The sequence below is a fragment of the Curtobacterium sp. Curtsp22 genome, assembly GCF_059492135.1.
This window is the reverse complement of the sequence record NZ_CP168519.1, coordinates 1,139,991-1,159,348: the sequence shown is the minus strand read 5'-3', so window position 1 is coordinate 1,159,348 and position 19,358 is coordinate 1,139,991. Positions and strand designations below refer to the sequence as shown.

Below are 19,358 nucleotides of genomic sequence, written 5' to 3'. Positions count from 1 at the left end.
AACGGGTGTTCGATCGATGGTAGCTTCCTCCACAGCGGCGCTGTCCGGAGAGTTCGTCCACAGATCGCGCGGTCGTCGGCAGTGATGTCGGTGGCCCGCCCTAGGTTCGAGTCAACGGGAACAGCCCGAAGCCTTGTCGCTGAAGCACCGGCCCTGCACCACCGGCCGGGTGGACGCGACAGCCTACAGGCGGCCGACACCGAGCACGAAGGAAGCACACCATGCCCTCACCCCAGGACCGCGAGAAGGCCCTCGAGACCGCTCTCGCCCAGATCGACCGTCAGTTCGGCAAGGGCACGGTCATGCGCCTCGGCTCGGACGAGCGCGCCCCCGTCGCCACCATCCCGACCGGTTCGGTCGCCCTCGACGTCGCGCTCGGCATCGGTGGGCTCCCGCGTGGCCGCATCATCGAGATCTACGGCCCGGAGTCGTCGGGTAAGACGACCCTGACGCTGCACGCCATCGCCAACGCCCAGCGCGCCGGCGGCATCGCGGCCTTCATCGACGCGGAACACGCGCTCGACCCCGAGTACGCGAAGAAGCTCGGCGTCGACATCGACGCGCTGCTCGTCTCCCAGCCGGACACCGGTGAGCAGGCGCTCGAGATCGCCGACATGCTCGTCCGTTCCGGCTCCATCGACCTCGTCGTCATCGACTCCGTCGCCGCGCTCGTGCCCCGCGCCGAGATCGAGGGCGAGATGGGTGACTCGCACGTCGGTCTGCAGGCGCGCCTCATGTCGCAGGCACTCCGCAAGCTCGCCGGTGGCCTGAACCAGACGCAGACCACGATGATCTTCATCAACCAGCTGCGCGAGAAGATCGGTGTGTTCTTCGGCAGCCCCGAGACCACCGCTGGCGGTAAGGCGCTCAAGTTCTACGCGTCGGTCCGCCTCGACATCCGTCGCATCGAGACGCTCAAGAGCGGCACCGACGCGGTCGGCAACCGCACCCGCGTCAAGGTCGTCAAGAACAAGATGGCCCCGCCCTTCAAGCAGGCCGAGTTCGACATCCTGTACGGCACGGGCATCTCGCGCGAGGGTTCGTTGCTCGACTTCGGCGTCGACCACGGCATCGTCAAGAAGTCCGGTGCCTGGTACACGTACGACGGCGACCAGCTCGGGCAGGGCAAGGAGAACTCGCGGTCGTTCCTGATCCAGAACCCCGAGATCGCTGCTGAGATCGAGGGCAAGATCCTCGCCAAGCTCGGTGTCGGCGGTGCGTCGGCCGAGGCGGTCGAGGCTCCCGTCGAGTCGATCGCGCCGAAGATCGCGGAGCGCAAGGGCGCGTGACGACCGACCACGACGGCGACGAGGACCTCGCACCGGTCACCGACCTGTTCGGTGCGCGCGGTGCGCGGTCCCGTCGCCGATCCGCGGCTGGGCCGGCGACGGCGGACGACACGGATGCCGTGACGGACCACGGCGGAGCCGACGCCGACGCGCCGGTCCCGCTGCCGATCCAGGGCGCTCGGGCACAGGCGGAGTGGCTCTCGCCCGTCGTCGGTGACGGCAGCGGCCGCAGTGCCCGTGCCGAGCAGGACGGCTACGACGACGACCGGACGGCAGACGCCACGACGGCGTCCGTGTTCGCGATCGACGGCGGTGCCGAACTCGACCCCGCGGACGCCCCACGGCCGATCGACGAGCAGCGGGCCGACGCCGAGCGGCTCAGCATGCGTGCGCTCGGTCGCAAGGGCGTCAGCGAGTCCGAGCTGCGCACGATGCTGACCAAGAACGACCTCGACCCGGACGTCGTCGAGTACGAGATCGAGCGGCTCACCCGCGTCGGACTCGTGGACGACGTGGCGCTCGCGACCGACCTCGTCGACCGCCTCCACGACCGCAAGGGTCTGGGGCGCCAGGGCGTCGTCGCCGAACTGCGGCGCCGCGGCATCGACCAGGTCGCGATCGACGCGGCGCTCGAGGCAGCCGCCGACGACGAGGACGACGAGTTCGTCCGGGCGATCGACCTCGCGCAGAAGCGTGCCGGGCAGCTCCGCGGGCTCGACCGAGCGACGGCGGAACGACGGCTCTCGGGCTTCCTGATGCGCAAGGGCTACAACGGCGGCATCGTGCGGATCGCGGTCGAGCGTGCGCTCGACGGCGGCGGGCGTCCGCCGGCGGGACCTCGCGGCTCCGTCCGCTTCGAGTAGCGTCGCGACGGTTTTACACTGGGACGACCATGGCCACCGTCGCAGCGCGCCCCCGCACCTACCAAGTCCGCACCTACGGGTGCCAGATGAACGTGCATGACTCCGAGCGACTGAGCGGGTCGCTCCAGGCCGCCGGGTACGTCGCCGCCGACGGCGAGCAGGCGGACGTGGTCGTCATCAACACGTGCGCCGTGCGCGAGAACGCCGACAACCGTCTGTACGGCAACCTCGGGCAGCTCGCGGGCATCAAGCGCGAGCACCCCGGCATGCAGATCGCGGTCGGCGGGTGCCTGGCGCAGAAGGACAAGAACGTCATCCTCGAGAAGGCGCCGTGGGTGGACGTCGTCTTCGGGACGCACAACATGGGGTCGCTGCCGACGCTGCTCGAGCGTGCCCGGCACAACGACGAGGCGCAGATCGAGATCCTCGAGTCGCTGAATGTCTTCCCGTCGACCCTCCCGACCAAGCGCGACTCGACGCACAGTGGCTGGGTGTCGATCTCGGTCGGCTGCAACAACACCTGCACGTTCTGCATCGTGCCGTCGCTGCGCGGCAAGGAGAAGGACCGCCGCCCGGGTGACGTGCTCGCCGAGATCCAGGCACTCGTCGACGACGGCGCGATCGAGGTCACCCTGCTCGGGCAGAACGTCAACTCCTACGGCGTCGAGTTCGGGGACCGCCAGGCGTTCGGCAAGCTGCTCCGTGCCGCCGGTCAGATCGAGGGCCTCGAGCGGGTCCGGTTCACCAGCCCGCACCCCGCCGCCTTCACGGACGACGTCATCGACGCGATGGCCGAGACGCCGAACGTGATGCCCCAGCTGCACATGCCGCTCCAGTCCGGGTCGGACCGTGTCCTCAAGGCGATGCGCCGCAGCTACCGGAGCGAACGGTTCCTCGGCATCCTCGACCGCGTCCGGGCGAAGATCCCGCACGCGGCGATCTCGACGGACATCATCGTCGGCTTCCCCGGCGAGACCGACGCGGAATTCGAGGACACCCTGCGCGTCGTGGAGCAGTCGCGGTTCGCCTCGGCGTTCACGTTCCAGTACTCGATCCGGCCGGGGACGCCCGCGGCGACGATGGACGAGCAGCTGCCGAAGCACGTCGTGCAGGAACGGTACGAGCGCCTCGTCGCCCTGCAGGAGCACATCACGGCAGAGGAGAACGCGAAGCAGGTCGGGCGCACGGTCCAGGTCCTCGTCGCCACCGGCGAGGGCAAGAAGGACGACGCCACGCACCGGCTGTCGGGCCGCGCCGAGGACTCCCGGCTCGTGCACTTCTCGGTGCCGGGCGGATCGGAAGTGCCGCGCCCCGGGGACGTCGTCACCGTCGAGGTCACCCGCTCAGCACCGCACTTCCTGATCGCCGACGGGGACGCACCGTTGCGGATCCGGCGCACCCGTGCCGGCGACGCGTGGGACCGTGCCCAGGCGGAGAGCTGTGGCGTCCCGACGCCGGCCCCGGCCGGGGCCGCCGACGGCCCGCGGCCGGTGTCGCTCGGTCTGCCCAGCATCCGTGTCGGCCGCTGACGAGGAGCGCCCCGGCGACGGCGACCTGATCGCGGTCGCCGGGGCGACCGGCACCGGCAAGTCCGACCTCGGGATCGCGATCGCCGAACGCCTCAGCGCCGCAGGTCGCCCCGCCGAGATCGTCAACGCCGACGCCATGCAGCTCTACCGCGGCATGGACATCGGCACCGCGAAGCTCAGCGTCGAGGAGCGCCGGGGCATCCCGCACCACCAGCTCGACGTGCTCGACGTCACTGACGAGGCCAGTGTCGCCGCCTACCAGCGTGATGCGCGGGCGGAGATCGAGGCCATCCACGGCCGCGGGAACATCGCCCTGCTCGTCGGCGGCAGCGGGCTGTACGTCTCGGCCGTGCTCTTCGACCTCGCGTTCCCCGGGACCGACCCCGAACTCCGCGCCCACCTCGAGCGCGAGCACGAGGAACTCGGGCCGGGCATCCTGCTGGAACGACTCCGCGGTCTGGACCCGGCGGCCGCGGCGACCATCGACGCCCGCAACCCGCGGAGGTTGATCCGTGCACTCGAGATCGCGAGCCGATCCGAGGTGGTCACGCCGAGCCTCCCGTCCGCGCCCCGCGCCTGGCGACCCGCTCGGATCCTGCACCTGCACCGCGAACGAGCGCAGCTCGTCGCCGCGCTGCACGAGCGCGCGGCGCGCATGTTCGACGCCGGCCTCGTGGACGAGGTCCGTGGGCTGCGCGAGCAGGGCCTCGAGTCGGGGCGGACCGCGCGGGCGGCGATCGGGTACTCGCAGGCGCTCGAGGTGCTCCGCGGGGACGCGACCGTCGACCAGGCGGTCGAGGCGACGGGCATCGCGACGCGCAAGTACGCCCGCCGGCAGGTGTCGTGGTTCCGGCGGTACGCCGACGCGGAGCTGCTCGACGTCACCGGCGCCGATCGGGCGGCTCTGACAGCGGCTGCCCGTAGGATCGTCCCGTGACCGAGCTGCACTTCACCAAGGGCCAGGGGACCGGCAACGACTTCGTCCTGTTCGCCGACCCCGACGCGTCGGTCGACCTGACCCCCGAGCGGATCCGCGCCATCGCCGACCGCCGGTTCGGTGTCGGCGGCGACGGCGTCATCCGGGCGGTCCGGTCCGATGCGCTGCCGGAAGGGCAGGCGCTCGTCGCCGAGGACCCCGCGGCGACCTGGTTCATGGACTACCACAACGCCGACGGCACGGTCGCCGAGATGTGCGGGAACGGCATCCGCGTGTTCGCGCGCTACCTCACGGAGTCCGGGCTCGTCGACCTCACCCCCGGCGAGACCCTGACGGTCGGCAGCCGCAAGGGCCTCGTCGACATCCAGCGGACGACCAACGGCTTCTCCGCCGACCTCGGGCGCTGGGGGCTCGGGATCGAGGGCGGTGGCGCGGACGACGTGCTCGTGCGGGCGAAGAACCTCGACGGTGCACGCCCCGGGCTCGGCATCGACGTCGGCAACCCCCACGTGGTGGTCGCCGTCGCGACCGAGGACGAGCTCGCCGAGGTCGACCTCACGTACGTGCCGGTGCTCGATCCGGTGCCCGCGGCCGGCGCGAACGTCGAGTTCGTGCTGCCGGGCGACCCGCTCGTGCAGGACGGCGTCGGTCAGATCACGATGCGCGTCCACGAGCGCGGCAGCGGCGAGACCCTGTCGTGCGGCACCGGGGCCGTCGCCGCGGCCCTCGCGACGCGGTACTGGGCAGGCAACGGGGCGCCGGACACGTGGCGCGTGCGCGTGCCGGGTGGGGTCGTCACGGTGCGCATCTTCGCGGCGGAGGACGGCGAGCACGTCGCGTTGTCCGGGCCCGCGGAACTCGTGTTCTCGGGTGACCTGACGGTCTGACCCGGGCGGGGATCCGGCCAGGAGGTGCGGTTCGGCTGGCTGACGCTCGTCACGCGGGTCGCGCCTCCTGGCCACTGCCGCGGTGCGGGCGAGCGGGTCGGCCGCGCGCCCCGACTGCTGCGCGCTGGCCGGTCGCGGCGCGCTGGCCACGCTGGCCGGTCGCGTGACGCTTCGAACCACGTTCCCGACATCGAACTGCGTGCTCGCGCTGGTTCGATGTCGGAATCGTGGTTCCACTCGGACCGCGCGCCTCGCGTAGGCGCCAGCCGTGCGCCCCGCGCGCCGACGGCCGGCGGCACGCCCCGCGCGCCGGCGTCCGGCGGCACTCGCCCCGCGCCCCGCGCGCCGGCGGCACGCGCGCCCGCGGCGCCTACTCGGCCGCGCGGTGCACCCGCAGCACCCGGAACCCCTTGTCCGTCGACGCCCGCGACACGTGGAACCCCGCGTCGAGCGACTCCCGCAACCACCGCTGCAGCGAATCGCCCCCGAGGTCCTTCGACACGACCAACCACGCGTCCCCACCGACCTCGAGCCGGGGCAGCCACGTCAGCAGGATCTGGTGCAGCTCGTCCTTCCCCACCCGGATCGGCGGGTTCGACCAGATCGTCCGGAACCGTAGATCGGCCGGTACCTCGTCCGGCAGTGCGACGGTGACGTTGTCGGCCCCCGCAGCAGCAGCGTTCGCACGGGCGAGACCGAGCACCCGCTCGTTCACGTCGACGCCCCACACCTGGGCGGCCGGGGAGTCGAGGGCCATGGTGATGGCGATCGGACCCCAGCCGCAGCCGACGTCGAGCAGTGCTCCCTCGTGCGCGGGCGGCGGCACCGAGCCGAGCAGCACCCGCGTGCCACGGTCGAGCCCGTCCGGGCTGAAGACCCCCGCGGCGGTGGTCAGCGTGAGCGGGCGACCGGCGAGGGTGACGTGGATCTGGCGTTCGCGGGTGTCCGACGACGGGTTCGCGGAGAAGTAGTGGTCGTTCGCCATGGATGAACCGTACCTGCAACCCCGTGTGTCCCGAGGCCCCGAGCGGTACCCTGTGGAGAAGATGACGGACACCACGAACCGAGACGCAGAGACCACCGACGACAGCGCTGCTGGTGTCGTCGAGCGGGTCCTGCGCAACGCCGACTCCCGCGCGAGCTCTTCGATCTTCGCCCCCGCGCAGGCGATCCAGACCCGATCGGTCGACGACCACGCCTGGACGGGCGACGGCGACCAGTACGACCGCGAAGACCGGGCTGCCCTCCGCCGCGTCGGCGGCCTCTCCACCGAGCTCGAGGACGTCACCGAGGTCGAGTACCGGCAGCTCCGGCTCGAGCAGGTCGTCCTGATCGGTGTGTACCCGCACGGCGACGCCTCGGACGCCGAGAACTCCCTGCGTGAGCTCGCCGCCCTTGCCGAGACCGCGGGTGCCGTGGTGCTCGACGGGCTCCTGCAGCGCCGGCCGAACCCCGACCCCTCCACGTACCTCGGCAAGGGCAAGGCCGAAGAGCTCGCGATGGTCGTCAAGGCCACCGGCGCCGACACGGTCATCGCCGACACCGAACTCGCCCCGTCCCAGCGCCGCGCGCTCGAGGACGTGGTGAAGGTCAAGGTGATCGACCGGACGGCCGTGATCCTCGACATCTTCAGCCAGCACGCCAAGAGCCGCGAGGGCAAGGCGCAGGTCGAACTCGCCCAACTCGAGTACCTCCTGCCGCGACTCCGCGGTTGGGGTGAGTCGATGTCCCGCCAGGCCGGTGGCCAGGTCTCCGGCGGTGCGGGCATGGGTTCGCGTGGTCCCGGTGAGACGAAGATCGAGCTCGACCGTCGTCGCATCCACACCCGGATGTCGAAGCTCCGTCGCCAGATCGCCGGGTTCCGCCCCGCGCGCGAGGCGAAGCGGGCCGACCGACACCGCAACGACGTCCCGAGCGTCGCGATCGCCGGGTACACCAACGCGGGCAAGTCCTCGCTGCTGAACCGGTTGACGAGCGCGGGCGTGCTCGTCCAGAACCAGCTCTTCGCGACGCTGGACGCCACGGTCCGCCGGACCGAGAGCGCGAAGGGCCGCGAGTTCACCTTCGTCGACACCGTCGGCTTCGTGCGCAACCTGCCGCACCAGCTCGTCGAGGCGTTCCGCTCCACCCTCGAAGAGGTCGGCGAGGCCGACGTCATCGTGCACGTGGTCGACGGCTCGCACCCCGACCCGGCCGCCCAGCTGGCGACCGTGCGCGAGGTCATCGGCGACGTCGGCGCCCGCGAGATCCCCGAGATCGTCGCCTTCAACAAGGCCGACCTCATCGACGAGTCGCAGCGGCTCGTCCTGGTCGGCCTCGTTCCGGACGCGGTGTTCGTCTCGGCGCGCACGGGCGAGGGCATCCAGGACCTCCTCGACGTGATCGAGGCCCGCCTCCCCGAACCCGACGTCGAGCTCACCGTGGTGGTCCCGTACGACCGCGGTGACCTGGTGTCGTCGCTGCACGACGCGGGCGCGGTCGAGACCGTCGACTACGTCGAGGACGGCACGCGCCTGCGGGTGCGCGTGTTCCAGCGGCAGGTCGCGGAGCTCGACCCGTTCGTGGTCGCGCCCGTCGCGTCCTGAGGCGCGCCCTGCGCTGACGCGCGGCGCGAGGAGTGCGGTCGCGCGGTCACGCGCGGTGCGGTCGCGCGCGGTGCGGTCCAGGAGGCGCGGCGCACGCCCGCCCCGCACCCACCGCGGCTGCGCGGTTCCGTTCGGCGCCGCACAACGAAAGCCGGTTCGAACCACGTGATCGTGTGGTTCGAACCGGCTTTGGTTGTGCCCGGCGCACAGGCACGCGGCGCCTGTGCCTGCGCCGTCAGATCGAGCGGAGGACCGCCACGACCTTGCCGAGCACGGTCGCCGCGTCGCCGAGGATCGGCTCGAACGCGGTGTTGCGGGGGAGCAGCCACGTGTGGCCGTCCCGCTGGCGGAAGACCTTGACGGTCGCTTCCTCGTCGAGCATGGCGGCGACGATGTCACCGTTCTCGGCCGTCTGCTGCGCCCGGACGACCACCCAGTCGCCGTCGCAGATCGCGGCGTCGATCATCGACTCGCCCACGACTTTGAGCATGAAGAGGTCACCCGTGCCGACGAGCTGCCGGGGGAGCGGCACGATCTCGTCGACGTGCTGCTCGGCCGTGATCGGCACACCGGCGGCGATCCGACCGACGAGCGGGACGAGCGTCGTCGCGTCGACGTCCGGGCCCTCGACGTCGGGGGTCGGCTCGTCGACGAGGACCTCGAGCGCGCGGGGGCGGTTCGGGTCGCGGCGGATCCACCCGCCGAGCTCGAGCTGGCCGAGCTGGTGCGAGACGCTCGACAGCGAGGACAAGCCCGCGGCGTCACCGATCTCGCGCATGCTCGGCGGGTAGCCCCGGCTGGCGATCGACGCACGGATCGCGTCGAGGATCGCCTGCTGCTTCGCCGTCAGCGGCTTCTGGCCCCGCAGTTCGTCCGCCACGTCGTCTCGCCCTTCGTCGGTGCCGGGACCGTGCCCGCGGGAATGTCGGTGGTGCCCGCTTGACTTGTCCCAGTCGATCGAAACAGTATCCGACCGGTCATCGCCGGACAAACACCTGTTCGAGCGTGTCGGCAGAAAACCCCCCAGAAATCTCCGCGCAGGACTTGTGCGGCTCGTCATTCGAAACTATGTTCGGTACAGGACTTCGGTTCACCCGAACGGGAAGGCAAGAACGACATGAGCACCATCGCCATCGCTGACATCCAGCGCACCGCGCCCGCCGTGCGTACACGCCTGCGCCTCACGCGTCGCGGCCGGGTCGTCCTGACGACGCTCGCTGCGATCCCACTGCTGATCGGTGTGGCACTCGCCGTGCTGAACGGCGGACAGGCATCGGCCGGCAACACCGAGTCGCACGCCCACTTCGAGACCGTGACCATCCAGCCGGGCGAGACGCTCTGGCAGCTGGCGGAAGAGACCGCCCCGAACGCCGACCCGCGCGACTTCGTGCAGGACGTCGTCAGCCTAAACGCGCTCGACGGCTCCGGGCTGCAGGCCGGGCAGGAGATCTCGATCCCGGCGCAGTACACCGCCGCGCACTAGCACCGTCCGGACGGCCGGTCACCATGCCGTTCGAGCGGCCTACGATGGATCGGTGGCATTCACGCTCGAAGACCTCCCGATCCGAGACGACTTGCGCGGGCAGAGCCCGTACGGCGCTCCGCAGAAGCACGTGCGAGTGCAGCTCAACGTCAACGAGAACACGCATCCGGTGCCGGCCGACGTCGCCGAGGACATCGTGTCGTCGATCCGCCAGGCGCTGACGACCGTGAACCGCTACCCCGACCGTGAGTTCACCGAGCTGCGGCAGTCCCTCGCGGACTACCTCCAGCGAGACCTCGCGCCGGGGCAGGCGCTCGGGCCGGAGCAGATCTGGGCGGCGAACGGCTCGAACGAGGTGCTCCAGCAGTTGCTCCAGGCCTTCGGTGGGCCGGGCCGCACCGTGCTCGGGTTCCCTCCGACCTACTCGATGCACTCGCTCCTCGCGTCGGGCACCGGCACGACCTGGATCCCGGCGCAGCGCGACGACGAGTTCCGCATCGCGCCCGAGACCGTGGTGGCCGCCATCCGTGAGCACCAGCCGGACATCGTGTTCCTCTGCGGGCCGAACAACCCCACGGGCACGCCGCTCCCGATCGAGACGATCGAGGCCGCCTACGCCGCGACCGACGGCATCGTGATGGTCGACGAGGCGTACGCCGAGTTCATGCCCGCCGACGCCCCGAGCGCCCTCACCCTGCTGCCCGGGCGGGAGCGTCTCATCGTGTCCCGAACGATGAGCAAGGCGTTCGCGTTCGCCGGCGCCCGCGTGGGCTACATGGCCGCCCACCCGGCCGTCATCGACGCGATCCGACTCGTCCGGCTGCCGTACCACCTCTCCGCGCTGACCCAGGCGGCGGCGGTCGCGGCGCTCCGGCACGCCCCCGCGATGCTCGCGATGGTCGACGACATCACGCAGCAGCGTGACCGCATGGTGACCGAACTCCGGGCGATGGGCTACCGCACGTACGAGACGTGGTCCAACTTCGTCCTGTTCGGCGGTGTCGCCGACCCGCACGCCGCGTTCGAAGCGCTGCTCGAGCAGGACGTCATCGTGCGCGACCTCGGCATCCCGAACCACCTGCGGGTGAGCGCCGGCACGGAAGAGGAGACCACCGTGTTCCTCGACGCCATGCGCCGCGTCGCCGCCGATCAGCCGCCGGTTAGGGTTGCAGCATGACCGCGCGCACTGCCACGATCAGCCGGAGCACGAGCGAGTCGAGCATCGAACTCGAACTCGACCTCGACGGCACCGGCACGTCCGACATCTCGACGAGCGTGCCGTTCTTCGACCACATGCTGACGGCGTTCAGCAAGCACTCGCTCATCGACCTCCGCGTGCGGTCGACCGGCGACACCCACATCGACGTCCACCACACCGTCGAGGACACAGGCATCGTGCTCGGCCAGGCGCTCAAGCAGGCCCTCGGTGACCGTGCCGGCATCGGTCGGTACGGGGACGCGCTCGTGCCGCTCGACGAAGCGCTCGCCCAGGCAGTGGTCGACGTCTCCGGCCGGCCGTTCCTCGTGCACTCCGGCGAGCCCGCGGGCTTCGAGTTCCACCGGATCGGCGGCCACTTCACCGGCTCGATGGTCCGCCATGTGTTCGAGGCGATCACCTTCAACGCCGGCATCACGGTGCACGTCCGCGTGCTCGCGGGCCGCGACCCGCACCACATCGCCGAAGCCGAGTTCAAGGCATTCGCCCGGGCGATGCGCACGGCGGTCGAACTCGACCCCCGCGTTGACGGCATCCCGTCCACCAAGGGCACGCTGTGACCGCCGGGGCGAAGCCGAACGTCGTCGTCCTCGACTACGGTTCGGGCAACGTCCACTCCGCCGCCAAGGCCCTCGAACGCGCCGGCGCCGACGTCACCCTGACGTCGGACAAGCAGACGGCGCTCCGGGCCGACGGGCTGCTGGTCCCCGGCGTCGGGGCGTTCGGAGCCGTCGTCGAGCAGCTCGAGGGCGTCCGGGGCGGCGAGATCGTCGACCACCGTCTCGCCGGCGGCCGTCCGGTCCTCGGTATCTGCGTCGGCATGCAGGTGCTCTTCTCGCGCGGCATCGAGCGCGGTGCCGACGTCGAGGGGCTCGGTCAGTGGCCGGGCACGGTCGAGCAGATCCAGGCCGACGTCCTGCCCCACATGGGGTGGAACACGGTCGACGCTCCTGCGGACTCGGTGTTGTTCGAGGGCCTGCACGACGAGCGCTTCTACTTCGTGCACTCGTACGGCGTGACCGACTTCCCGCTCGAGGCGTACGGGCCGTTCCGGGCGCCGCGCCTGACCTGGGCCGAGCACGGGCAGCGCTTCGTCGCCGCGGTCGAGAACGGTCCGCTCACCGCCACCCAGTTCCACCCCGAGAAGTCCGGCGAGCCGGGCATCCGACTGCTCCGCAACTGGGTGCAGTCGCTCTGAGACCCGCGTCGACACGTCGCGAACGACGACGCGCCCGACGACCCCCGCAACGAAGACAGGACCATGACCGAGCTCTCCACCACCACGCCCCTCGTCCTGCTGCCCGCCGTGGACGTCGTCGACGGTCAGGCGGTGCGCCTCACCCAGGGCGAGGCCGGCAGCGAGACCTCCTACGGCGACCCGGTGACGGCGGCCCGGACATGGCGTGACCAGGGTGCCGAGTGGATCCACCTCGTCGACCTCGACGCGGCGTTCGGCCGCGGTGACAACCGCAAGGTCATCGCGCACGCCATCCGCGAGGTCGAGGGCGTCGCCGTCGAGCTCTCCGGCGGCATCCGCGACGACGCCTCGCTCGAGGCAGCCCTCGCGACCGGTGCGGCACGCGTGAACCTCGGCACCGCCGCGCTCGAGGACCCGGAGTGGGCTGCCCGCGTGATCCGGACGTACGGCGAGCAGATCGCCGTCGGGCTCGACGTGCGCGGCACGACCCTCGCCAGCCGGGGTTGGACGGAGGACGCCGGCGACCTGTGGGAGGTCCTCGACCGCCTCGAGGAAGCCGGCTGCGCCCGGTACGTCGTGACCGACGTGACGAAGGACGGCACGCTGCAGGGCCCGAACGTCGACCTCCTCCGCGAGGTCTGCGACCGCACCGACCAGCCCGTCGTGGCCTCCGGCGGGATCTCGACGCTCGACGACCTCCGGGCACTGCGCGAGCTCGTGCCGCACGGGCTCGAGGGCGCGATCATCGGCAAGGCGCTCTACTCGGGGGCGTTCACGCTCCCGGCCGCGCTCGACATCGCCTCGGAGTAGGCGCGTGGCGGGCATCTCGAACGGTCGCGGCACCGGACCCGACGGGCCCGCGGGTGACGGGCGCCCGGACGACGCGCACACCCCTGGTGGGGCGGCGGACTCCGCGGGCTTCGCCTGGGCCGGTCGCACGTTCGACCAGCACGACACGACGTTCGACGACGACGACGGTCTGGCCGACCCGGCCGTCGTCGCCGCGATCACGGCCCTGCCGGACGGTGGGTCGCAGCGGGCGGTCGTCGACGCGCTCCGCACCGCACGGCTGCTCATCCCGCTCATCGCCGAGGCCGGAGACATCGGGCACACCGACGCCGGCAAGCTCGTCGACAAGACGCAGGAGCTCTCCATCGTGACGGTCGCCGGCCCGGACGGTCGCAGCGTCATGCCCGCCTTCACCTCCGTCGAGGCGATGCGCTCCTGGGACGCGGACGCCCGACCGGTGCCGGCCGACTCGCGGCGGGTGGCCATGGCCGCGGCGAGCGAGGAGACCCAGCTCGTCGTCCTCGACCCGACCGCGCCGACCGAGTTCGTGCTCCGTCGCCCCGCGGTGTGGGCGATCGGGCAGGACCTGCCGTGGACACCCTGCTTCGAGGACCCGGAAGTGGCGCGGGCCTTCGCCGACTCCGTCGTGGGGGAGCGTGCGGTGGCGCGGGTCGAGCTGGCCCCGGGGGACCCGCTCGGACGGTTCGCCGGTGCGGAACTGACGGTGGGGCTGGCGCTCCACCCCGGACTCGACCAGACGCAGGTGCAGGAGCTCGTGGGGCGCCTGCAGCAGCGCTGGACGGCGGACGCCGTCATCGCGGAACGCGTGGACAGCATGCGGGTGGCGCTGCGCCCAGCGTGAGTCGCGCCTCCTGGCCCCGACCTGCGGCGGTGCGGCCTGGCCCGGCGGTGCGGCCCGGCCCGGCGGTGCGGCCCGGCCCGGCGGCCGGTCGCCGGTACGATGACGGGGTGAGCACGAACCCGACGACCACCCCCGGAACCGGCGAGACCACCTACGGTCCGACCGGACGGCCCGTCCGGCAGTTCGCGGTGCCCGAGGAGCTCGACGGCCACGGTCCCGCTCGCATCATCGCGCTGTGCAACCAGAAGGGCGGCGTCGGCAAGACCACGACGTCGATCAACCTCGGCGCGGCGCTGGCGGAGTACGGGCGCAAGGTCCTCGCGGTGGACTTCGACCCGCAGGGCGCGCTGTCGGCCGGCCTCGGCGTGCGGACCCACGACATCCCCACCGTCTACGACCTGCTGATGGGGTCGATCAAGGACCCGAACCAGGTCATCCAGCCGACGAACACGCCCTACCTCGACGTGATCCCGGCGAACATCGACCTCTCCGCGGCCGAGGTGCACCTCGTGAACGAGGTCGCGCGCGAGCAGATCCTCGCGAGCGTGCTCCGGAAGGTCGCGAACGACTACGACGTGATCCTCGTCGACTGCCAGCCGTCGCTCGGGCTGCTGACCGTGAACGCCCTGACGGCGGCGCACGGCGTCCTCATCCCGCTCGAGTGCGAGTTCTTCGCCCTGCGTGGAGTGGCGCTGCTCATCGAGACGATCGACAAGGTGCGCGACCGCCTCAACCCGGCGCTGCAGCTCGACGGGATCCTCGCGACGATGTACGACTCGCGCACGCTGCACTCGCGCGAGGTCATGGAGCGTGTCGTGGACACCTTCGACGACCGCGTGCTCGACACCGTCATCGGCCGGACCGTGAAGTTCCCGGACGCCACGGTCTCGGCGCGGCCGATCACGCAGACCGCGCCGGACCACGCGGCCGCACACGCGTACCGGCAGCTCGCCAGGGAGCTCGTCGAGCGTGGCGCCGTCGCCTGACCCCGGACCTGCCGGACCTGCCGGACAGTCGGCACCCGGACCTGCCGGGCAGCCGGCACCCGGACAGCCGGCCCCCGGACCGGCCGGGCAGCCGGCCCCCGCCGGCACGCAGACCGCGGCCGGCTTCCGGGTCCGGCTCCGCAACTTCGACGGCCCGTTCGACCTGCTCCTCTCGCTCATCACGAAGCACGAACTCGACATCACCGAGGTCTCGCTCGGCGCCGTGACGGGCGAGTTCATCGAGTACGTGCGCCAGGCCGAGTCCCAGGACGAACTCGACGAGGCCAGCGAGTTCCTCGTCGTCGCCGCCACGCTGCTCGACCTCAAGATCGCCGGACTCCTGCCGCAGGGTGAGCTCGTCGACGCCGAGGACGTCGCCCTGCTCGAGGCCCGCGACCTCCTGTTCGCCCGACTGCTGCAGTACCGGGCGTTCAAGCAGGCCGCCGACTGGTTCGGCTCCCGCTGGCTGACCGAGTCCCGACGCCACGTGCGGAGCGTCCGGCTCGAGGAGCGGTTCCGCGCCCGGACCCCCGAGCTCGTCTGGACCCTGTCGGTGCAGGACTTCGCCGCGCTGGCGACCCTGGCGTTCGCGCCGCGGGAGCTCCCCACGGTCGGACTCGACCACCTGCACGCCCCGCTCGTCAGCATCCGGGAGCAGGCCGCGATCGTCGTCTCGATCCTCCGCACGCGTGCCGACGAGGACGTCTCGTTCCGCGAACTGGTCGCCGGCGTCTCGGAGACGGGTATCGTGGTGGCTCGCTTCCTCGCGATCCTGGAGCTGTACCGGAACGCATCCATCTCGTTCGAACAGTTCGAACCGCTCGGGGAGCTGACGCTGCGCTGGACCGCCGAGGACTGGTCCGACGAGAGCCTCGCCAACCTGGGAGCCGACTATGACGGATGACGTGCACGACACGTCCAGTGCCGAACCCGGCGGCGCCGACGAGATGGCCGACGCCCGCGCGATCGAGCGCGAGATCCACGAGGCGCACGAGCGTGCGGCCCGGCCGGAGATCCCCGTCGACCGACAGCTCGAGGCGATCCTCATGATCGCCGACGAACCCCAGTCGCTCGTGTCCCTCGGCGCGGCCGTGGGGGCTCCCGTCCCCGTCGTCCGGCAGGCCATCGAGCGTCTCGTGGCGGACTTCGACGGGGTCGACGGCACGATCCGCCGCGGGTTCGAACTCCGCGAGGTCGGCGGCGGCTGGCGTTTCTACGTCCGGCAGGACCTCGACGACGTCGTCGAGCAGTTCGTCGAGGCCGAACGCCCCTCCCGCCTGTCGCAGGCCGCGCTCGAGACCCTCGCGGTCGTCGCGTACAAGCAGCCGATCACCCGGTCGCAGATCGCCTCGATCCGCGCCGTCAACGTCGACGGCGTCGTCCGCACGCTCGTCGCGCGCGGCCTCATCGAGGAGTCGTTCACCGACGCCGAGACCGGCGCCATCAACTACGTCACGTCCGACCTGCTCCTGCAGCAGCTCGGCATCAACTCGCTCGACGAGCTGCCGCTCATCTCGCCCCTCCTGGACGACGGTGCCGGCGGCTTCGAGCAGAACGAAGGGATCCCCGATGGCCGCGTATGAGGAAGAACGACGAGGCGGCTCACGAGGCGGCGCGGGCCGGGACGGCGCGGGTCGCCGGGACGGCGCGGGTGGGCCTGGAGGCGCGTCACGCGACCGCACCGCCGGCTCCGGCCGCGCGGGTGGCCGGGCCGAGGGCGCTGGTCGCGACGAGCGCGGAGGCTACCGCGGGCGTGACGAGCGTCCTGCTTCCGGTGGGTACCGGGGCCGTGACGACCGTCCGTCCTCTGGCGGTGGGTACCGGGGTCGTGACGACCGTGCGGGGTCCGGCCGGCGTGACGACGACCGCGGGGGCTACCGCGGCCGTGACGACCGTCCGTCGACTGGCGGCGGGTACCGCGGCCGTGACGACCGTCCGTCGACTGGCGGCGGGTACCGGGGTCGTGACGACCGCCGTGATGCTCCCCGCCGTGACGATGACCGCGGTGGGTACCGCGGGCGTGACGAGCGTCCGGCGTCCGGTGGCGGGTACCGGGGCCGTGACGACCGTCCGTCGACTGGCGGCGGGTACCGGGGTCGTGACGACCGCCGTGATGCCCCGCGCCGTGACGATGACCGCGGTGGCTACCGCGGGCGTGACGAGCGTCCGTCCTCGGGTGGTGGGTACCGCGGCCGCGACGAGCGTCCGGCGTCCGGCGGCGGGTACCGGGGTCGCGACGACCGCGGGGGAGACCGGGGTCGGTTCGTCGGCCGCGAGGACGACCGCCGCGGCAGCGACCGCGGCGGCTTCAACCGCCGTGACGACGACCGCGGCGGGTACCGGGGTCGTGACGAGCGCCCCGCGTCCGGTGGGTACCGCGGCCGTGACGATCGGCGTGACGACCGTCGTGACGCTCCCCGTCGCGACGACGACCGCCGCCGCGACCCGGCCCGCGAGGACCGCCGTGCCCCGGACGGCCGACCCAGCACGGTGTGGCACAACGGCCGACGCTACGTCGGCGGAACCACCACGGCGCGCAACGGCGACCGGCCCCGGAACACCGGCCCGCGCGGCACCGACCGCCGCACCACCCCGCAGCCCGAGGGGGCCCGCGACCAGCAGGGCCAGCCGCTCGAGGGCACGCCCGAGCGCCCGATCATCCCGGACTGGGACGCGGCGGACGGGACGGCGACCGCCGGGGCCGCGCCGCGCCTCCAGGCAGAGGGGGAGCGCCTGCAGAAGGTGATCGCCGCTGCGGGCGTGGCATCTCGCCGCGTCGCGGAGAACCTGATCGTCGAGGGCCGCGTGACGGTCAACGGCGAGGTCGTCGACGCGCTCGGCCGGCGTGTCGATCCCGAGACCGACCAGATCGCGGTGGACGGCGTCCCGGTGCAGATCGACAGCTCGCGCCGCTACGTGCTGCTCAACAAGCCGACCGGCATGGTCTCGAGCCTGCAGGACGAGCGTGGACGTCGTGACCTGTCCGAGTACGTCGACCGGTACGAGGAGCGCCTGTTCAACGTCGGGCGGCTCGACACCGAGACGTCCGGGCTGCTCGTGCTGACGAACGACGGGGACCTCGCGCACGTCCTGGCGCACCCGTCGTTCGGGGTGACGAAGACGTACATCGCGAAGGTGCGCGGCAACGTGAACCCCGCGACGGTGCAGCGGCTGCTCGACGGTGTGGAGCTCGAGGACGGTCCGATCGCGGCCGACAAGGTCCGCCTGCTCGAGTCGTCGCGGGGGGAGTCGCTCGTCGAGATCACGCTGCACTCCGGTCGCAACCGGATCGTGCGCCGCATGCTCGACGAGGTCGACCACCCCGTCCTCGAACTGGTCCGGCGGTCGTTCGGGCCGCTGCACCTGGGCTCCCTGCCGATCGGCAAGACCCGTGAGCTGTCGACGGTCGAGCTCGGTTCGCTCCTCCGCATCGCCCGTGAGGCGAAGGGTTCCCCCCAGGCCTCGGACGGCGACGAGTCCTCGGACTGACGATCGGTAGGCTTGTGGGGTGACCGACGCCACCACCCCGCTCGCCGAACCGGCCATCGACCGGCGGCTCCGGGGGCCCGTGCGGATCGTCGGCGCGGGCCTGCTCGGTGCGTCCATCGGCCTGGCGCTGCGTGAGAAGGGTGTCGAGGTCGTCCTCGACGACGTCTCGCCCGCAGCCCTGGCGCTCGCCGTCGACTACGGCGCTGGGCGTCGACCGACTCCCGGTGACCGTCCGGAACTCGTCGTGGTGGCCGTCCCGCCGGACGTCGTCGCGACGGTGGTCGAGCGCGAGCTCGCTGCCTTCCCCGGTGCCGTCGTCACCGACGTGGCGAGCGTGAAGTCGGGGCCGCTCGCCTCGCTGCGGGCAGCCGGCGCCGACATCTCGCGCTACATCGGCTCGCACCCCATGGCGGGCCGCGAACGCAGCGGGCCGACCGCCGCGCGCGCCGACCTCTTCCTCGGGCAGCCGTGGGTGATCGCCGGGCACGACGACATCACGTACCAGCGTGCCGCCGTGGTCGAGGACCTGGCGCTCGACGTCGGCGCGACCGTGGTCCCGATGGAACCGGAGTCGCACGACCTCGCGGTGGCGTACGTCTCGCACGCGCCGCAGCTGGTGTCCACGTTGATGGCCTCACGGCTGCGGGACGCCCCCGACGGCTCGCTCGGCCTCGCGGGCGGTGGCGTCCGCGACGTGACCCGCATCGCCGCGAGCGACCCGGGGTTGTGGGTGCAGATCATCGGTGCGAACGCGTCGCGCATCCGGCCGGTGCTCGCGGACCTCCGCGACGACCTCGACCGGGTGCTCGCCGCACTCGACGACCCGACCGCCCCCGGTTCGCCCCGCGCCCTCGCCGAGACCATCGCTGCGGGCAACCGCGGCGTCGAACGGCTGCCGGGCAAGCACGGCACCACGAAGCGCTTCGCCCAGGTGGTCGTCCTCGTCGACGACACCCCGGGCCAGATCGCTGCCCTCCTCACGTTCATCGGGGAGATCGGCATCAACCTCGAGGACATGCGCCTCGAGCACTCACCGGGCGCGCAGATCGGCATCGTCGAGGTGTCGGTCGTGCCCGAGCAGGAACAGCGACTCGTCGACGAACTCGAGGGTCGCGGATGGAGGATCGCAGCAGCATGGGCCTGAACAACGACGACTCCGGCGTGACCGGTGGACCGGACGGACCCGACACGGGGCTGCCCACGCCCGGCGACCAGCCCGGCCCGATCGGCGGTGCCGGCGGTGCG

At 72.0% G+C, this 19,358-nt stretch carries 20 protein-coding genes; 17 read left to right on the top strand and 3 right to left on the bottom strand.

Features of this window, described 5'->3' with window-relative positions; genetic code table 11:
- The first annotated feature begins 221 nt into the window (after nt 1–221).
- Genes recA through dapF form a run of 5 tightly spaced genes read left to right on the top strand, consistent with a single transcriptional unit; the run spans nt 222 to nt 5,505 of the window.
- Complete coding sequence (gene recA / locus ACEN8D_RS05475) at nt 222–1,289, top strand: recombinase RecA (RefSeq protein ID WP_070416506.1); 1,068 nt, start codon at nt 222–224, stop codon at nt 1,287–1,289.
- Entirely contained in the window at nt 1,286–2,152 is an 867-nt protein-coding gene (locus ACEN8D_RS05470; RefSeq protein ID WP_413399110.1) for a regulatory protein RecX, read from the top strand. The genes recA and ACEN8D_RS05470 overlap by 4 nt, the downstream gene beginning before the upstream one ends.
- A 29-nt stretch (nt 2,153–2,181) precedes the next feature.
- Entirely contained in the window at nt 2,182–3,681 is a 1,500-nt protein-coding gene (gene miaB, locus ACEN8D_RS05465; protein WP_495601191.1) for a tRNA (N6-isopentenyl adenosine(37)-C2)-methylthiotransferase MiaB, read from the top strand.
- On the top strand, nt 3,668–4,618 hold the full coding sequence (miaA, locus tag ACEN8D_RS05460; RefSeq protein WP_495601190.1) for a tRNA (adenosine(37)-N6)-dimethylallyltransferase MiaA: 951 nt from the start codon (nt 3,668–3,670) through the stop codon (nt 4,616–4,618). Before miaB ends, miaA begins: the two co-directional genes overlap by 14 nt.
- Complete coding sequence (dapF, locus tag ACEN8D_RS05455) at nt 4,615–5,505, top strand: diaminopimelate epimerase (protein WP_336697874.1); 891 nt, start codon at nt 4,615–4,617, stop codon at nt 5,503–5,505. The genes miaA and dapF overlap by 4 nt, the downstream gene beginning before the upstream one ends.
- A 370-nt stretch (nt 5,506–5,875) precedes the next feature.
- Here dapF and ACEN8D_RS05450 read toward each other — a convergent pair whose 3' ends face one another.
- The gene (locus tag ACEN8D_RS05450; RefSeq protein ID WP_071301669.1) at nt 5,876–6,490 is read right to left on the bottom strand and encodes a class I SAM-dependent methyltransferase; all 615 of its coding nucleotides are present in this window, start codon (nt 6,488–6,490) and stop codon (nt 5,876–5,878) included.
- 61 nt (nt 6,491–6,551) lie between these two features.
- Between ACEN8D_RS05450 and hflX the strand changes: the two genes are divergently transcribed.
- A complete protein-coding gene (gene hflX / locus ACEN8D_RS05445) occupies nt 6,552–8,090 on the top strand; it encodes a GTPase HflX (RefSeq protein ID WP_070419127.1) in 1,539 nt (512 codons plus the stop codon).
- A gap of 235 nt (nt 8,091–8,325) precedes the next feature.
- On the opposite strand, the gene lexA is transcribed toward hflX, so the two are convergent.
- Nucleotides 8,326–8,970, bottom strand: a complete 645-nt coding sequence (gene lexA / locus ACEN8D_RS05440) for a transcriptional repressor LexA (protein ID WP_413399250.1) — start codon at nt 8,968–8,970, stop codon at nt 8,326–8,328.
- Between the two features lie 237 nt (nt 8,971–9,207).
- Here lexA and ACEN8D_RS05435 point away from each other — a divergent pair, with 237 nt between their 5' ends.
- The 9 genes from ACEN8D_RS05435 (at nt 9,208) to scpB (ending at nt 16,207) form a co-directional block, all read left to right on the top strand.
- Complete coding sequence (locus ACEN8D_RS05435; RefSeq protein WP_070416501.1) at nt 9,208–9,573, top strand: LysM peptidoglycan-binding domain-containing protein; 366 nt, start codon at nt 9,208–9,210, stop codon at nt 9,571–9,573.
- Nucleotides 9,574–9,625: 52 nt separating this feature from the next.
- The gene (locus ACEN8D_RS05430; RefSeq protein WP_413399251.1) at nt 9,626–10,750 is read left to right on the top strand and encodes a histidinol-phosphate transaminase; all 1,125 of its coding nucleotides are present in this window, start codon (nt 9,626–9,628) and stop codon (nt 10,748–10,750) included.
- Nucleotides 10,747–11,349 carry an imidazoleglycerol-phosphate dehydratase HisB gene (gene hisB / locus ACEN8D_RS05425; protein ID WP_309779094.1) on the top strand — a complete coding sequence of 201 codons (603 nt, stop codon included), beginning with the start codon at nt 10,747–10,749 and terminating at the stop codon, nt 11,347–11,349. Before ACEN8D_RS05430 ends, hisB begins: the two co-directional genes overlap by 4 nt.
- Complete coding sequence (gene hisH, locus ACEN8D_RS05420) at nt 11,346–11,987, top strand: imidazole glycerol phosphate synthase subunit HisH (RefSeq protein WP_413399252.1); 642 nt, start codon at nt 11,346–11,348, stop codon at nt 11,985–11,987. The genes hisB and hisH overlap by 4 nt, the downstream gene beginning before the upstream one ends.
- 63 nt (nt 11,988–12,050) lie before the next feature.
- Nucleotides 12,051–12,797, top strand: a complete 747-nt coding sequence (priA, locus tag ACEN8D_RS05415) for a bifunctional 1-(5-phosphoribosyl)-5-((5-phosphoribosylamino)methylideneamino)imidazole-4-carboxamide isomerase/phosphoribosylanthranilate isomerase PriA (RefSeq protein WP_071295438.1) — start codon at nt 12,051–12,053, stop codon at nt 12,795–12,797.
- Nucleotides 12,798–12,801: 4 nt separating this feature from the next.
- A complete protein-coding gene (locus ACEN8D_RS05410) occupies nt 12,802–13,638 on the top strand; it encodes an SseB family protein (RefSeq protein ID WP_413399253.1) in 837 nt (278 codons plus the stop codon).
- Between the two features lie 107 nt (nt 13,639–13,745).
- Nucleotides 13,746–14,624 carry a ParA family protein gene (locus ACEN8D_RS05405; RefSeq protein WP_070416496.1) on the top strand — a complete coding sequence of 293 codons (879 nt, stop codon included), beginning with the start codon at nt 13,746–13,748 and terminating at the stop codon, nt 14,622–14,624.
- Nucleotides 14,608–15,528 carry a segregation and condensation protein A gene (locus ACEN8D_RS05400; protein WP_413461597.1) on the top strand — a complete coding sequence of 307 codons (921 nt, stop codon included), beginning with the start codon at nt 14,608–14,610 and terminating at the stop codon, nt 15,526–15,528. The genes ACEN8D_RS05405 and ACEN8D_RS05400 overlap by 17 nt, the downstream gene beginning before the upstream one ends.
- Nucleotides 15,518–16,207: an SMC-Scp complex subunit ScpB gene (gene scpB / locus ACEN8D_RS05395; protein ID WP_254789341.1), complete on the top strand. Its 690-nt coding sequence runs from the start codon at nt 15,518–15,520 to the stop codon at nt 16,205–16,207. The genes ACEN8D_RS05400 and scpB overlap by 11 nt, the downstream gene beginning before the upstream one ends.
- A gap of 85 nt (nt 16,208–16,292) precedes the next feature.
- Here the strand turns inward: scpB and ACEN8D_RS05390 are convergent, their stop codons facing one another.
- On the bottom strand, nt 16,293–17,123 hold the full coding sequence (locus ACEN8D_RS05390) for a hypothetical protein (RefSeq protein ID WP_495601189.1): 831 nt from the start codon (nt 17,121–17,123) through the stop codon (nt 16,293–16,295).
- Nucleotides 17,124–17,357: 234 nt separating this feature from the next.
- Here ACEN8D_RS05390 and ACEN8D_RS05385 point away from each other — a divergent pair, with 234 nt between their 5' ends.
- Nucleotides 17,358–18,113 carry a pseudouridine synthase gene (locus ACEN8D_RS05385; protein ID WP_413399233.1) on the top strand — a complete coding sequence of 252 codons (756 nt, stop codon included), beginning with the start codon at nt 17,358–17,360 and terminating at the stop codon, nt 18,111–18,113.
- 19 nt (nt 18,114–18,132) lie between these two features.
- On the top strand, nt 18,133–19,257 hold the full coding sequence (locus ACEN8D_RS05380; RefSeq protein ID WP_413399232.1) for a prephenate dehydrogenase: 1,125 nt from the start codon (nt 18,133–18,135) through the stop codon (nt 19,255–19,257).
- Nucleotides 19,258–19,358: the final 101 nt, after the last annotated feature.

Bases quoted from the DNA above. Each gene is read 5' to 3' on its own strand.
- recA (WP_070416506.1), top strand. From the start codon at position 222: ATGCCCTCACCCCAGGACCGCGAGAAGGCCCTCGAGACCGCTCTCGCC.
- ACEN8D_RS05435 (WP_070416501.1), top strand. From the start codon at position 9,208: ATGAGCACCATCGCCATCGCTGACATCCAGCGCACCGCGCCCGCCGTG.
- miaB (WP_495601191.1), top strand. From the start codon at position 2,182: ATGGCCACCGTCGCAGCGCGCCCCCGCACCTACCAAGTCCGCACCTAC.
- scpB (WP_254789341.1), top strand. From the start codon at position 15,518: ATGACGGATGACGTGCACGACACGTCCAGTGCCGAACCCGGCGGCGCC.
- ACEN8D_RS05450 (WP_071301669.1), bottom strand. From the start codon at position 6,490: ATGGCGAACGACCACTACTTCTCCGCGAACCCGTCGTCGGACACCCGC.
- hflX (WP_070419127.1), top strand. From the start codon at position 6,552: ATGACGGACACCACGAACCGAGACGCAGAGACCACCGACGACAGCGCT.
- priA (WP_071295438.1), top strand. From the start codon at position 12,051: ATGACCGAGCTCTCCACCACCACGCCCCTCGTCCTGCTGCCCGCCGTG.
- hisB (WP_309779094.1), top strand. From the start codon at position 10,747: ATGACCGCGCGCACTGCCACGATCAGCCGGAGCACGAGCGAGTCGAGC.